The following is a 13,625-nucleotide window of genomic DNA, read 5'->3' as shown; positions in this document are numbered from 1 at the left end:
GCGACAAAACACGGAGCCCGCATGACTACGCCCCTTCCTTTCGACGATTGGCTCGCGTCGATGCCGGAAATCGAAGGCGTCCGGCCGGTCGATCGACTTACAGACGTCATGCGGATGCAATCCTCCCGGCCGACCTATCGGCGCCAGCGCCCGCCGACCGATCCGACGGACCGGCTGCCGGAGCAGCAGATCATTTCACTCGTGCGCGACGGCGGGATCCTGAGATGGCGCCTCGGCGCTGCCATTCCGATGATGTCCGGTCGCGCCGGATCGCGCGCCGCACTCCCGACAGGACAAATCGTAAAGCAGTACGCCTTCGAGGCTCTCGAAACGTCGCAGGTCTATGATGCGCTCCTCAAGCTCGACAGGACGCTGACACCGGGGGCGTCTTATGCGGTCAAAACGTCGACAGGCCTCAGTCGGCTCGTGCAAGGCCAACTCCAGCCGCTGGCGCTCGCCGACGTGCCTCAAGTTGCGGGCAAGCGCGTATTGCTGTTGATCCACGGGACGTTCAGCGAATCTGCAGCTCTCATCAAGAACGGACTGGCAAAGGTTCCCGAAGGGCAACAGCTGCTGACGCGAGCGGAGACGAAGTATGACTTCGTGCTCGCCTACGACCACCCGACGCTCAGCGTGAGCCCGGTGATGAATGCCTTCGACCTCGCCGCATTGTTGCGACCGGCGCCGAAGGAGCTCGACATCGTCTGCCATAGCCGCGGCGGGCTCGTGGCCCGGTGGTTGTGCGAGGGGTTTTGCGAGCCGGCACTGAAGCGCAGGGTGATTTTCGTCGGCTCGCCGCTCGGCGGCACCAGCCTGGCGGCCGCTCCGCGTCTGCGCAGCACGCTCGACCTCTTGACGAACATTGCAGACGTCCTGCGCACCGGCGCGGATCTCGCCGCCGCCAACCCCTTCTTCCTCGCAGCCAGCGGATTGCTGCGGGTGTTCAGTACCGTCACCAACCTCGCCGCCAAGACGCCGGTATTCGATGCCGCCCTGGCTCTCGTTCCCGGGCTCGATGCACAGTCCCGCACCGGCAACAACGAGGAGATCCGCCGACTGCGCATGAATACCGGAAGCGGCGAGTTTGGCGCCCTGCCGATCCACTACTTCGCGATCAAATCGAATTTCGAGCCGACCGCGATCGGCTGGAATTTCCTCCGGATATTTTCCAAGCCGATGCAGCGTCTCGGCGACCTCGGAGCCGACATCATCTTCGAGGCCGACAATGACCTGGTCGTCGACACCTCTTCGATGTCGGAAGTCGCGGACAAGCGCCAGGTGACGATCGTCCATGATTTCGGCACGAACCCCAACGTGCATCACACCAACTACTTCGTTCAGAGGGAAACGGCTGAGGCGATCGGAAGAACGTTTGCGATCTGAGCCCCCGCCGTTCGCTCATCATGCTTGCCGGCTGCTGACAACGCCATGTCCCCAGCGGCCGGCACTATCGAGCCAGCGCGCCCGGATTTGCCGTACCACGCAAAACAACGAGTCCCGTGCATCGCACCGGCAAGCGCTTGACAGATCTTGTAGGGTGGGCAAAGCGAAGCGTGCCCACCGCACGATTACAGATCAAAGGAAACCTTGATGCTGAGCGGAAGCTGCCTCTGCGGACGCGTTGCCTACGAGGTCGATGCGACCCCGGGCACCATCATGCACTGCCATTGCCAGACCTGCCGGAAGACGCACGGGTCGGCCTTCTCCACCGTCACCAACGTTCCGCGCGACCGCTTTCGCTGGACCAGGGGCGAAGAGCTGCTGCGCGGCTTCGAATCCTCGCCCGGCAAGACTCGCTATTTCTGCTCGCAATGCGGCTCGCACATCACCGCCTCGCGCGACGGCAGAGAGACGGTGCTGCTCCGGATGGGCTGCCTGGACACACCGATCACAGCACGTCCCGAAATGCACATCTGGCGATCGGACGCCGCCGACTGGTACGACCCGAAGGACGGAATACCGGAATGGCCGGAAGGCACCCGGCCGGCCGGTTCCTGATCCGAGCGCACTCTGATCTTGCTGCCGCGCACAACAACAAGTCTGCACATCCTGCCGGCAAGCGCTTGACAGTTGAAGCGCTCGGCGCGCAAATTCTTACACTAAGTAAGAATGACGACAGGGATGGAAATGCCGGAGCAGCCGAGAAGTCGGCGGCAGACGCGCGCTGCCATTTTGACTCAACTGCTCCAGTCGGGCGGCTCGTTTCGGCCGCCGCTGGCCAAGGCCGTGCGCCTGTCCGAAGCGAGCCTGTCGCGTATCCTGTTTGACCTGAAGGCCGAGGGCCTGATCGAGGAAGTGCGGCGCCCCGCCCCCTATGTCGGCGGGCCCACCGGTCTCGTGTCGCTCGATCGTTCGGTGGCACTCGCGGCGCTCGAACTGACGGGCCAGTGGCTCAGCGTTGGCGTCGGCGACCTGTCGGGCGAGCTGCGTTACACCGAGCGTGTGCCGCTGCCGGCGAAGCCAAATGTCGAGTCGGTCGGCCGGGTGTTCCACGAAGCGCTGACCTTGCTGCGCGACTGGACGCGGCGGCGACGCGTCAGGCTCGCACAGATCGGCGTTTCTGTTCCGGGCCTCGGCCGGTTGAGCGAGTTTGGTAATCCGATCATTCCCTGCGATGTCGGGCGCATCGGCGACATGCTCGGCGAGATGTTTGCGAACGTGCCGGCCGCGTTCACCAATTCGGTCATTGCGCACGCCACCTTTCATCGTTGCCGCACGGAAGATTATCCCTTTAGCGACGCGCATCTGTTCGTCTTTGTCGGCCAGGGCGTTGCCGGCACCTGGATGGATGATCCGATCGAGGACGACGCGCTCCAGCCGGTCGAACTCGGCCACATGGTGTTCGGAGCCGACGGACCACGTTGCCGCTGCGGTCATCACGGCTGCGTCGAGGCCTATACGTCGCTTCCGGCGCTCGCCGAGCTCCTTGGCGTTGCTGAGGCCGAATTGCTCCAGCTTGGCAACGAATGGGTGAACACCATCCCCATCTCGTCGCGCGTGCGCCAGGAATTGCGCCAGCGACTGTTCCGGCTCGGCCTTTCGATCGGCAACACGCTGAACGTGAAGCCCTGCCGCGGCGTCGCGATCAGCGGCTGGCCATCGCTTCTCGACGAAGACGATCGAAAGGCCGTGATCGACGGGATCGATGCCTGTCTGCTGGGTGGTCGAAAATTGGCGCAGGTGTCGCTCGCCTTCGTGCCGCCCTCGACCGGCAACGATCCGCAGGCAGCACTCGCTTTCGCCGCCTTCTGCCTCGCGAGATGCGGCGGCATGCCCGCCGCGTCGACGGAGGCTGCCTGACATGAGCTGAGCCGCGCTGGCCTCGACGCAAAAAGAACCGCGCAAGGAACTTCACACCGGGAGGAACTATTATGCCGATCACCACAACAAGGCGTCGTCTGCTCGCTGGATCTGCTGCCGCACTCGCGCTGCCGGCATTTGCCCGCGCGCAAGGCGCGGTCAAGCCGCGCCTGACCGTGATCTCGCAATGGTCCGCAGGCAGCGATGGGGCGGCGATCACCGCCCTCGGCAAGAAATTCGAGGAGAAGGGCGGGACTTGGCAGCACTCACCCGTCCCCGGCTTCACCACCGAGATGATGAACAAGCTACGTGCTCAGATCATCGCCGGCGACCCGCCGGCCTGTTCGCAGCTCAAGGGCCCCGAGATTGCGGCCTGGTCGAAGATTGCCCCGACCGTCGATCTCGATGCCCTTGTCGCTGCCGCTGCTTACGAAAAGGTTGTCGCTCCAGACCTTGCACGATTGCATAAGCCGACGGGCAAGTGGATTTCGCTGCCGCTGCAGATCTACAGCACCAACATGCTGTTTCTCTCCAAGCGCGCGATGGACAAGGCCAAGGCTGACAAGATCCCCGTCACCTGGGCCGATTTCAACGATCTTGCCGAGAAGATGAAAGCGGGTGGAATCGCCTATCCCATCGCCAACGGCGGCACCCGCGCCGACGATGGACAAAAATTCGAGGCCTCTTTCGCCGGCATCAGTCCCGCTGCATACCGCGCAGCCATCATGAATCTCGACAAGAAGGCCCTGGAGGGCCCCGAGATAACAGCTGCCTTCGTCCAAATGCGCAAGATCGCCAACTGGATGGACCCCAACGTCGGCGCCCAACCCTATGCCACCAATTTGAAGCGTTTCGTCGACGGCGACATGGGCATGATGATCATGGGCGGGTGGGCGCAGGGCGTGTTGCGCAACGCCGGTTTCAAGTTCGACGACTACATCCTCGCGCCGGGGCCCAGCGACAATACCAAGCCGGTTTTCCTGTTGAATGCCGATGCATTCATCTTCTGGCAGCGCAAAGAGCCGGATCTGCAGGCCGGTCAGATGCTGATGGCCCAGCTCGTCATGGATCCGGCGATCCAGACCATGTACTCGCAGATCACGGGATCGATACCCGTGCGCACCGATGTCGATCTTTCCGGCGAAGGCTGGTCGGACGGTCAACGGCGAACCTCAGCCGCGCTCAAGGACGCTGTCGCCAACAATCAGGCCGTCCTGAGCCTAGCGCACAACATGGCGCAGGAAAACGGCCTGACCGCTGCGATGATCGACGTGTTCACCGAGTACGTGAAGAACAAGACGATTACACCGGAGCAGGCGGTCACCCGCCTCGCCGAGGCCGTCGAGGGTGCGCGTTGACCGCCGCCGTCTCCACAGCAACGCGAACAGGGCGGCCGGCGATATCTGGCGTGGTGCGCCGGCTGCCCGAATATCTGACGATCTGGGTGCCGCTGCTAATGTGCGCCGCGCATCTCATTTCGTTTTCACTGTGGACGATCTGGATTTCGTTCACGCCATCCACGCTTGTGCCGGTCTCGGGCTGGGTGGGTTTGCGCAACTACAATTCGGTCCTGGCGTCGCGGAACTGGCAGATCGCTTTCGACAATCTGCTGCTGTTTGGCAGCGCTTTCGTGCTGCTGAGTTTGGTGACCGGCCTGATGCTCGCGATCCTGCTCGATCAGCGCATTCGCGGCGAGAACGTGCTGCGATCCATCTTCCTGTATCCTCTCGCGGTGTCGTTCGTCGTCACCGGCACGGTCTGGAGCTGGCTGCTCAATCCTGGCATCGGGATCGAGAAGCTCGTCCATGACCTCGGCTGGACCTCCTTTCACTTCGACTGGCTGGTCAACCGTGACATGGCCATCTGGACGATTGTCATCGCCGCGATCTGGCAATCTTCGGGCTTCGCTATGGCGCTCTTCCTGGCCGGCCTTCGGTCCGTCGACGCGGACATTATCAAGGCCGCGCAGATCGACGGCGCTGGGCCGATCCGGACCTACTGGCGCGTCATTCTGCCGACGCTCTGGCCGATCACCATCACCGTCGTCGTGGTGCAGCTGCAGTTCGCGATTTCGGCCTTCGACCTCGTCCGGGCGCTCACCAATGGCGGGCCCGGAATCGCGACCCAGCTGCCAGCCCTCGTCGTCTACGACCTGATGTTCCAGCGCGGCCAGCTCGGCCGGGGAGCGGCGGCGGCGGTGCTCATGTTGCTTATTCTGCTCGCGGTGCTGCTGCCGTATGCAGCGTGGCGTTATGTCCAGCGACGGCAGGCCACTCATGCGTGACCGCAGCTTCGCGCCGGGCCGGATTCTGATTTATCTGCTCGTTTCATTATTCGCGGCGGCTTATCTCGCGCCGCTGGTTGTCGTCGTGCTGAATTCGCTCCGGACCAACGAGGAGATCGCGCAGGGTTCTATGATCGGCTGGCCGCAACACCTAGCCTGGAGCAACTATCTCACGGCCTGGAGCGGCTTCTGCGTCGCCGAGACCTGCGCCGGCATCCGGCCGTACATGCTGAACTCCGCGCTCATCACGATTCCCGCGACGATCTTCTCGACCATGCTCGGTGCTGTCGCCGGTTACGCCGTGTCGCTCTGGCGCTTTCGCGGCGATAGCTGGATCTACGGCATCGTGACCCTTGGCCTCTTCCTGCCCCAGCAGATGCGTTTGCTTCCCTGGACCATCGTGCTGCGGGACATCGGTCTCATCAACACGCTGACGGGTCTCGTGCTGATTCACACGATCCAGGGGCTCTCCTTCACCACGCTGTTCTGCCGAAACTACTATGTCGCCATTCCCCATGAATTGATCAGGGCCGCGCGCATCGATGGCGCCGGGTTCTTTCGTATTTTCTGGCGCATCATTCTGCCGCTCTCGTCTCCGATCCTGATCGTCACCGTGATCTGGCAGTTCACTCACATCTGGAACGAGTTCCTCTATGGCGTGACATTCACGACCGGCCAGCAGCAGCCGGTCACGGCCGCTCTCATCGCGCTATCTGCCGCAATCGCAGATATCCCGCAGCATGGCGTGCAGAGCGCTGCGGTGATCATCGCAGCCCTGCCCACCTTGTTGATTTATCTCCTCGGCGGCCGGTACTTCGTACGCGGCCTCACCGCCGGAGCAGTGAAATGATGGGGTTGTCATGGCAGCACTGAGCATTCGCGCCCTGTCCAAGCGCTACGCCAATCTGGAGGTGCTGAAGGGCATCGATCTCGACATCGAGAGCGGCGAGTTCACCGTGCTGGTCGGGCCCTCCGGCTGCGGCAAGTCCACGCTGCTCAATATCATCGCCGGGCTCGATCGCGCGAGCGACGGAATGATCGAGATCGGCGGACGCGTCGTCAACGATGTCCCGCCCAAGGACCGCGACATCGCCATGGTGTTCCAGTCCTATGCGCTCTATCCGTCGATGACGGTGCGCCAGAACATCACCTTCGGCATGGAATGCCGGCATGTGCCGAAGGCCGAGCAGGAGAAGGCGCTGGAGAACGTGGCCAAGCTGCTCCAGATCGAGCCCCTGCTCGGCCGGAAGCCGTCGCAGCTCTCCGGCGGCCAGCGGCAGCGCGTGGCGATGGGCCGCGCGCTGGTGCGCGATCCCCTGCTCTTCCTGTTCGACGAGCCGCTCTCCAATCTCGATGCCAAGTTGCGCGTCGAGATGCGGATGGAGATCAAGCGGCTGCACCAGCGCATCGGCGCCACCATCGTCTATGTCACCCACGACCAGATCGAGGCGATGACGATGGCAACGCGCATCGCGGTGATGCACCGGGGCGTGGTACAGCAATTCGCCGATCCGGACACAGTGTATCGCTATCCCGCCAATCTGTTCGTCGCTCGCTTCATGGGCTCGCCGCCGATGAACACGATGCCGGCGCGGCTGGAGGCTGATGGCGGCGGGCCCGTGGTCGTGATCGGCGCGGGGCGCCCGGATGAGGTCCGCCTTCGCCTGCAGGGCTACGATGCGGCGGCGTCCTATGTCGGCCGCGAGGTGGTGCTCGGGATCAGGCCGGAATGCATCGCCGAGGGCAACCGCGTCTTCTCGGCCGAGCCGCCCGTCCTCGTCACCGCGCCGGTCGAGATGGTCGAGCCCACCGGCGCAGAGACCATCGTCCTGCTGCGACTGGGCGGCGAGTCTGCGCTGGCGCGCATCTCGCCGGACATCCGCCCCACGCCGGGCGCCCCTGCGCCCTTCGCGCTCGACACCCGGCGCATCTGCCTGTTCGACCCCGAGACGGAGCGACTGATCGCATGACCCAGACGAGCTATGCCGGCCTCGCGAACCGCGTGGTGCTGATCACCGGAGGCGCCAGCGGCATCGGCGCCGCCTTCGTTCGCGCCTTCGCTGGCCAAGGCGCCCGCGTCGCCTTCCTCGATGTCGATGAAGCGGCCGGCAAGGCGTTGGCGCGGGAGGTGGCGGACACGTCTGGCTCCGCGCCGCTGTTCGTACCCTGCGACCTCCTGGATATCGACGCCTTGCGCACCGCGATGGTGGAGGTCCGGGGATCGCTCGGCGATGCCGCAGTTCTCGTCAACAACGCCGCTAATGATCAGCGCCAGGTTCTCGCCGAGGTGACGCCGGCCGAATTCGACTGGATGATCGGGGTCAATCTCAAGCACGTCTTCTTTGCCGCACAAGCCGTGGTGCCGCAGATGCAGGCGCGCGGCGGCGGCTCGATCATCAACATGTCGTCGGTGGCATGGATGCGGGGTGCCCCGGCGCTGCCGGTCTACGCCGCAGCAAAGGCTGCGATTGTCGGCTTCACCAATTCGCTGGCGCGGCTGGTCGGTCCCGACCGCATCCGCGTCAACGCAATCGCGCCGGGCATGGTGATCACCGAACGCCAGCGCCGGCTGTGGTTTCCGAACGAGCAGGCAATCGCCGATCTGCGCACGCGCCAGGCCATTCCCGACGCGGTGACGCCCGACGATATCGCCAATATCGCGCTGTTTTTGGCTTCCGACGCGAGCCAGCGCATCACGTCCCAATGTTTCCGGATCGACGGTGGCCTCGCCTAGCTCGTCCGCCGGCCCTTCCGCATCGTCGCGAGCACAATGTCGGCGGCGAGCACGCTCGGGGATTTGTTGCCGGTCGACATGATGGTGTCGAGCTCGGCGAACGCCTCGACCTGCCGTCGGCGCAATGGCGAATCCGTCAGCACCTCAGACAACGCCGGCGCGAGCTTCTCCGGCGTGCAGTCCTCCTGCAAGAACTCCGGAATGACGTCCCTGCCGATCACGAGATTGGCGAGGATCACAGACGAGACCTGGACCGCGCGACGCAGGATGAAGGCCTCGACCGCGTTGACGCGATAGGCCGTCACCATCGGAATGCCCGCCAACGCAAGCTCCAATGTCACCGTGCCGGATTTTGCAAATGCCGCGCGCGCAATGCGAAAGGCCGCGCGCTTCTCGGTTTCTCCGACCACGATCTGCGGCTTGACCGGCCAGTTCGCGACGCCCTCACGCACCGTGGCCTCCAGATGCGGCATGGTCGGCAGCATCAGCTCGAAGGCGCGGCCATCGGCTTCGAGGCGACCGAGCGTTGCACCGAAGACCGCGAGGTGATGCCGGATCTCGCTGCGGCGGCTGCCGGGCAGCACCAACAACACCGGCGGTTCGGCCTCGCGGCGCCTCTGCTCGTCTGCATTCGGTCGCAGCGACGGCAATTGCTCGATCAGGGGATGGCCGACATAGCTGCAAGGCGGGCCCTTCAGCTTGCGATATTCTTCCGGCTCAAACGGCAACAGGCCGAGCACGTGATCGACATAGCCGAGCATGGCGCGCGCGCGGCCCGGCCGCCAGGCCCAGACCGAGGGCGAAACATAATCGACGACCGGGATTGCCGGATTGTGGGCGCGGACGCGGCGGGCGACGCGATGGGTAAAATCGGGGCTGTCGATGATGACGAGCGCATCGGGCGCGGCCTCCAGCACGGAATCCGAGGTCTCGCGGATCAGCCGCAGGATTTTTGGCAATTGCTGCAACACCGCGGCGAAGCCGACGATCGAAAGCTCCTCGATCGGAAACAGCGAGTTCAGCCCCTCACGCGCCATGGTGGTGCCGCCGACACCCTCGAACTGCACGCCATCGCCGAGGCGTTGGCGCAGCACCTTCATCAGCGCCGAGCCGAGCCGGTCGCCGGATTCCTCCGTCGCGATCAGAAATATCTTCCGCTTGGGATCGCGGCCCTGCATCACGCGGGCAAGCCGACGATGAAGAGGTACTTTGCGTCGGCGAGCGCGATCATCGCCTGCGGCTCGGCGGCAATCGTGTTGCCGGCGATGACGGCGATGCCGGCAAGGCCGGCCTTGGCGACGCCCTCGATGGTGCGAGCGCCGATGGTCGGCAGGTCGAAGCGCAGATCCTGCCCGCTCTTCGGCGCCTTCACCAGCACGCCGCGGCCCGTCGCGGCGCGGATGCGGCCCTCCTCGCGCAGCCGCGCGACGCGCGCCAGCAGCGCATCGGTGCCCTCGATGTCCTCGACCGCCACCACATGGCCGTCGATCACGACGGCAGCCTGGCCGATGTCGAACGGACCGAGCGCCGTCAACACCGCGCGCCCGCGCTCGATATCGCTCTTGCCGTTGTCGCTCGGCCAGGCGCGGGTGATGCAGCCCTCGGGCATCAGCAGGTCGGGCGCGACATCCTTGATGCCGACCATGCGAAAGCCGCCTTGCTCGAGAATACGCCCGACACCGGACAACAGGTGATCGTCGCCGCCGCGGAAGGCGCGGATGACGCTGCCGAGCAGCCGCAACGTTGTGAAGTCGAACCGGATCTCCGACAGCGAAGGCCGCACCAGGGTGCCGATGAAGATCAGGTCGCGGCAGCCCTCATCGCGGAACAGTCGCATCGCGCGGCCGAGCTGGCCGACCGAGATCCAGCGGTGGCGGAATTTTTCCACTTGCGCCGGATCGCAGGCCCCGCGGAGGGGAAACAGCACCGGCGTAATGCCGCGCGCGGCAAGCGACGAAGCCACCGCAAACGGCATCGCGCCACCGCCTGCGACCACGCCAACCGGTGATGAAATCTCCGAAGCCGCCGATGTCATGTCCGCGGCCATCCCAGGATCACTTCGCGATGGCGGGGAGACAGAGCGGGCGATGCTTACCCTTGCCGATAAAATCGAGGATTTCGGCAATCGCGGGATCTTCGCCGGCGAGCGGCCGCACCGATTCGAGCCGCTCGGCGAACATGCCGGCGCCGTGGAAAAGCTTCTGGTAGAACGCACGCACGGACGCCAGCCGCTGCTTGGTGAATTTGCGCCGCTTCATGCCGATGATGTTGAGGCCCTCGAGCGCTGCATACTGGCCGTTGACGAGGCCGAACGGAATGATGTCGTCGCGCACGCCGCAGACCCCGCCGACCATGACCTGCGGACCGATGCGGGTGAACTGGTGTACGGCGGACAGACCGCCGATGAAGACGAAGTCGCCGATCTCGCAGTGACCGCCGAGCGTCGCCGAGGTCGCGAAGATCACGTCGTTGCCGACATGGCAGTCATGGCCGACATGGCTGCAGTTCATGAAATAGTTGCGGTCGCCGACCTCTGTGATGCCGCCGCCCGCGACCGTGCCAGCGTTCATGGTCACGGATTCGCGGATCGTGCAGGAGGAGCCGATCGTCAGCTTCGTCAGCTCGCCACGATAGCTGAGCGATTGCGGCGGCGTGCCCAGGGAGGCGAACGGATAGATGGTGCAATCGTCGCCGATCGTGGTCTGCGCCGTGATGTGCACATGTCCGATCAGCTTGCAGTTTTTGCCGATCACGACATGCGGGCCAATGATGCAATAGGGCCCGATCTCGGTGCCCTCACCGATCACGGCGCCGTCTTCCACCCGCGCGACGGGGTCGATCTTACTCATCAAAAGCTCTCGTCACGGCCTCCGGGCCGCGGTCCAATATGTCGAATTTCCAGCTGGTTACCGTGTGCGTATCAAGCTGTCCAGTGACGTCTGATTACGCCGTATTTCAGGACCGACGGGCCCTGCCGCCACTAACCTCATTCATCGTTCATGCCCACCACTCCCGTTAGGTCGACAGGGCATCGATGATTCAGCGATTAAGCCTGACATCAACCTTTAATTGTTTTATTTTACGGTGCACCCTCTTATTCACGCATCCGCCGTCCGATCTTGAGCGCTCTCCTATGTCGCCTCTTACCGGAAGGGAGAAGGAGATACTGGCCCTGATCGGCGCGCAGATGAATTGCCGCCAGATCGCGAGCATGCTCAAGATTTCGGAGTTCACGGTGCGAAAGCACCGTGCGAACATGCTTCGCAAGTTGAATCTGAGAACCTCAGCCCAATTGACCACGCACGCGATCGCGCACGCGCCCGCAGAAATCACAACGTCTTTTCGCGACCGGAGTGTTGCGCCCGCGCGAGGTCGAGGTGGTGCGCCTCGTCGCCGATGGCCTGACCAGCAAGGAAATCGCAAGACGCCTTCGGATCAGTCCGCTGACGGTGCGCAAGCATCGTGAGAACGCGATGCGCAGGCTCGGCGTGCACAGCATGGCCGAGCTGATGCATGCCGCTGCCTTGCTTCGCCCGAGTACGCCATCGGAGTAATAGCGTGAGCCACGTCTTTGACGCACCCTTACGTTGTATCTTGGATCTATCGACGCCGAGATCTTGGATGATGGCGGATCGCAAGCTCGCACCGCCGGCCAATCGGTTTCCCCGCAACGCTTCAAGGAGGTGCACCATGGCGACCTATACGATCAGGGTTCTGAACTCGTCGGGTTTCACGAAGAGCTACGTTCTGTTTATGCAACCGCCGCAAGTCACCTCGACCGGCGGTCAGCCGGTGGTCTACACGAACGCGTGGGTGACCTTCGGCAGCATCCGACCAGGGAGCAATGACACAGTCACCTATACCGACGAGACCTATGCGTATTGGGCCACCGCGACGCTGCCGATCGCGCCGGGCACCACGATGGGACAAGGCGGTGTTGCCGCGGTCGATACCAGCAAGAATGACAGCGTGCCCTTCGTCGGTTCGGGCGCTATCGGATTCGGCACGGTCGCGGCCGGCGGCGCCATGTCGGGATCCTACCGGATCATCGCAACGAACGACTTCAACGCGTCCAACGGCTATCTGTTCGGGCTTGCACGCCCCGGTAACGTGCCCGGCATTCCCTCCCCCGTCGCGACTTTTCTCGCTGAGCCCAACGACACCTTCAACGTCACGCCCGTGATCAATTTCTACGTCGCCGACGGCGCTTATACAGCCGGCCAAGTCATCGACTATACGGTGGCTTCGACCAACGCCGGCGCCGTCAGTTTCACGGGCCGGGCCCAAACCAGCGCCGTCGTGACGCAGAACCCCGACGGATCGTTCACCACCCAATACTTCTGAAACCAATAGCGTCGAAGGCCGCAACCACCGCCCGCCGGCGGATCGTGTCCGCCGGCCAAGCGACGGCGCGCGCCTTCGTCAACTCAGCGGAATTCGTCAGCCAGGTTAACGACGTGCGACATCAAGGGAGGTCAACGTGACCGTCAGCTGCACATCTTTCGTCACGCCCGCCGGAAACGTGGCGCCGGCGATACACGACCGGAATTACAACGCGCCGTTCAATGTGTCCGCGACCTTTTCGGGTGACTGCGGACAAGGCGAGTACCGCCAATACGTCAGCGGAGCGTTCAAGGCGAACGGCTCCGCACTCAGCCACGTCCTGTGCGGATCCGTCGTTCTCATGCCGACCGTGCTCCAGGAGGACGGCTGCCGGCCGACAGGCTGTACCGCCTACGGCTATCGCATTTGCCCGGCGCATCCCTACAATCATTTCCTGCCCAACCGGAGCGACGGGTGCGAATTCAGGATGTACGATGCGCCCGGCTTCAGCAACATCAGTGCAGGCAACACCTACAGCATCGATCTGGCCTTCGAGGGAAAGGCGATCAATGCCGCACAAGGTGGCGCGGTCCTGATCTCGAAGTCGTGGACGAGCCAGGGGAGCATCGTGACGGAATCCCATTCGGCCATCGCCGCAGTCGGGCTAGGGCCTGCAGACAAGATCGTCGGCGCGTTCTACACACACAATTCAGTCTCCGGTGAGCCGGAGCTGCACGTGGTGATCAGCCGCAACGCCGGGCTGCCGCCGCTGGATGCCACATCGTTCGCCGTGACCATGCTGGATGCGGCCGGGCATCGCGCCACACTTCCGCATCCACCTGCGGTTCACGAGGTCGGCAATCTCGCGCGTGTCACTACCAGCATTGTCTACGAACTGCCGCCAGGACAATGGACCCCGCTACGAGTCGAGATCGTCGTCAATCACGGCGTGGTCACGCTCAACGTACGGCAGAAATAGCGCCG

At 63.8% G+C, this 13,625-nt stretch carries 14 protein-coding genes and 1 pseudogene; 12 read left to right on the top strand and 3 right to left on the bottom strand.

Annotated elements, in window-relative coordinates; translation table 11 throughout:
- Positions 1-21 precede the first annotated feature (21 nt).
- From ACPPVR_RS20615 to ACPPVR_RS20580, 8 genes are all read left to right on the top strand, one after another.
- The gene (locus ACPPVR_RS20615; protein WP_426615963.1) at positions 22-1,383 is read left to right on the top strand and encodes an esterase/lipase family protein; all 1,362 of its coding nucleotides are present in this window, start codon (positions 22-24) and stop codon (positions 1,381-1,383) included.
- 207 nt (positions 1,384-1,590) lie between these two features.
- On the top strand, positions 1,591-1,998 hold the full coding sequence (locus tag ACPPVR_RS20610; protein ID WP_426615962.1) for a GFA family protein: 408 nt from the start codon (positions 1,591-1,593) through the stop codon (positions 1,996-1,998).
- Between the two features lie 123 nt (positions 1,999-2,121).
- Complete coding sequence (locus tag ACPPVR_RS20605; protein WP_426616144.1) at positions 2,122-3,300, top strand: ROK family transcriptional regulator; 1,179 nt, start codon at positions 2,122-2,124, stop codon at positions 3,298-3,300.
- Between the two features lie 71 nt (positions 3,301-3,371).
- Positions 3,372-4,658: an ABC transporter substrate-binding protein gene (locus ACPPVR_RS20600; protein ID WP_426615961.1), complete on the top strand. Its 1,287-nt coding sequence runs from the start codon at positions 3,372-3,374 to the stop codon at positions 4,656-4,658.
- On the top strand, positions 4,655-5,584 hold the full coding sequence (locus tag ACPPVR_RS20595) for a carbohydrate ABC transporter permease (RefSeq protein ID WP_426615960.1): 930 nt from the start codon (positions 4,655-4,657) through the stop codon (positions 5,582-5,584). Before ACPPVR_RS20600 ends, ACPPVR_RS20595 begins: the two co-directional genes overlap by 4 nt.
- The gene (locus ACPPVR_RS20590; RefSeq protein ID WP_426615959.1) at positions 5,577-6,434 is read left to right on the top strand and encodes a carbohydrate ABC transporter permease; all 858 of its coding nucleotides are present in this window, start codon (positions 5,577-5,579) and stop codon (positions 6,432-6,434) included. Before ACPPVR_RS20595 ends, ACPPVR_RS20590 begins: the two co-directional genes overlap by 8 nt.
- Before the next feature lie 10 nt (positions 6,435-6,444).
- Positions 6,445-7,554 (top strand): ABC transporter ATP-binding protein, encoded by a 1,110-nt coding sequence (locus tag ACPPVR_RS20585; protein WP_426615958.1) that lies wholly within the window; start codon positions 6,445-6,447, stop codon positions 7,552-7,554.
- Positions 7,551-8,318, top strand: a complete 768-nt coding sequence (locus ACPPVR_RS20580; protein ID WP_426615957.1) for an SDR family NAD(P)-dependent oxidoreductase — start codon at positions 7,551-7,553, stop codon at positions 8,316-8,318. The genes ACPPVR_RS20585 and ACPPVR_RS20580 overlap by 4 nt, the downstream gene beginning before the upstream one ends.
- Here ACPPVR_RS20580 and lpxB read toward each other — a convergent pair.
- The 3 genes from lpxB to lpxA are packed head-to-tail and all read right to left on the bottom strand — an operon-like array spanning position 8,315 to position 11,167.
- Complete coding sequence (lpxB, locus tag ACPPVR_RS20575; protein WP_426615956.1) at positions 8,315-9,499, bottom strand: lipid-A-disaccharide synthase; 1,185 nt, start codon at positions 9,497-9,499, stop codon at positions 8,315-8,317. The genes ACPPVR_RS20580 and lpxB overlap by 4 nt on opposite strands.
- A complete protein-coding gene (locus tag ACPPVR_RS20570; RefSeq protein ID WP_426615955.1) occupies positions 9,496-10,353 on the bottom strand; it encodes an LpxI family protein in 858 nt (285 codons plus the stop codon). The genes lpxB and ACPPVR_RS20570 overlap by 4 nt, the downstream gene beginning before the upstream one ends.
- A 19-nt stretch (positions 10,354-10,372) precedes the next feature.
- Complete coding sequence (gene lpxA / locus ACPPVR_RS20565; RefSeq protein ID WP_426615954.1) at positions 10,373-11,167, bottom strand: acyl-ACP--UDP-N-acetylglucosamine O-acyltransferase; 795 nt, start codon at positions 11,165-11,167, stop codon at positions 10,373-10,375.
- 185 nt (positions 11,168-11,352) lie between these two features.
- Here lpxA and ACPPVR_RS20560 point away from each other — a divergent pair.
- The 4 genes and pseudogenes from ACPPVR_RS20560 to ACPPVR_RS20545 form a co-directional block, all read left to right on the top strand.
- Positions 11,353-11,565, top strand: a pseudogene (locus ACPPVR_RS20560) (LuxR C-terminal-related transcriptional regulator); the annotation flags it as partial.
- 106 nt (positions 11,566-11,671) lie between these two features.
- Positions 11,672-11,872, top strand: coding sequence for a response regulator transcription factor (locus ACPPVR_RS20555; RefSeq protein WP_426615953.1), 201 nt, complete (start codon positions 11,672-11,674; stop codon positions 11,870-11,872).
- 136 nt (positions 11,873-12,008) lie between these two features.
- Positions 12,009-12,662, top strand: a complete 654-nt coding sequence (locus ACPPVR_RS20550) for a hypothetical protein (RefSeq protein WP_426615952.1) — start codon at positions 12,009-12,011, stop codon at positions 12,660-12,662.
- 136 nt (positions 12,663-12,798) lie between these two features.
- On the top strand, positions 12,799-13,620 hold the full coding sequence (locus tag ACPPVR_RS20545) for a hypothetical protein (protein ID WP_426615951.1): 822 nt from the start codon (positions 12,799-12,801) through the stop codon (positions 13,618-13,620).
- Positions 13,621-13,625: the final 5 nt, after the last annotated feature.

It is taken from the genome of Bradyrhizobium sp. McL0616 (assembly GCF_049993385.1).
GTDB lineage: Bacteria > Pseudomonadota > Alphaproteobacteria > Rhizobiales > Xanthobacteraceae > Bradyrhizobium.
Note: the sequence above shows the minus strand (reverse complement) of the source record. Positions and strands in the feature narration are given on the sequence as shown.

What these genes read in the sequence shown, in the direction of transcription:
- ACPPVR_RS20615 (WP_426615963.1), top strand. Translation starts at nt 22, where the DNA reads ATGACTACGCCCCTTCCTTTCGACGATTGGCTCGCGTCGATGCCGGAA.
- ACPPVR_RS20610 (WP_426615962.1), top strand. Translation starts at nt 1,591, where the DNA reads ATGCTGAGCGGAAGCTGCCTCTGCGGACGCGTTGCCTACGAGGTCGAT.
- ACPPVR_RS20585 (WP_426615958.1), top strand. Translation starts at nt 6,445, where the DNA reads ATGGCAGCACTGAGCATTCGCGCCCTGTCCAAGCGCTACGCCAATCTG.
- ACPPVR_RS20605 (WP_426616144.1), top strand. Translation starts at nt 2,122, where the DNA reads ATGGAAATGCCGGAGCAGCCGAGAAGTCGGCGGCAGACGCGCGCTGCC.
- ACPPVR_RS20600 (WP_426615961.1), top strand. Translation starts at nt 3,372, where the DNA reads ATGCCGATCACCACAACAAGGCGTCGTCTGCTCGCTGGATCTGCTGCC.
- ACPPVR_RS20580 (WP_426615957.1), top strand. Translation starts at nt 7,551, where the DNA reads ATGACCCAGACGAGCTATGCCGGCCTCGCGAACCGCGTGGTGCTGATC.
- ACPPVR_RS20590 (WP_426615959.1), top strand. Translation starts at nt 5,577, where the DNA reads ATGCGTGACCGCAGCTTCGCGCCGGGCCGGATTCTGATTTATCTGCTC.
- ACPPVR_RS20570 (WP_426615955.1), bottom strand. Translation starts at nt 10,353, where the DNA reads ATGACATCGGCGGCTTCGGAGATTTCATCACCGGTTGGCGTGGTCGCA.
- ACPPVR_RS20550 (WP_426615952.1), top strand. Translation starts at nt 12,009, where the DNA reads ATGGCGACCTATACGATCAGGGTTCTGAACTCGTCGGGTTTCACGAAG.
- lpxA (WP_426615954.1), bottom strand. Translation starts at nt 11,167, where the DNA reads ATGAGTAAGATCGACCCCGTCGCGCGGGTGGAAGACGGCGCCGTGATC.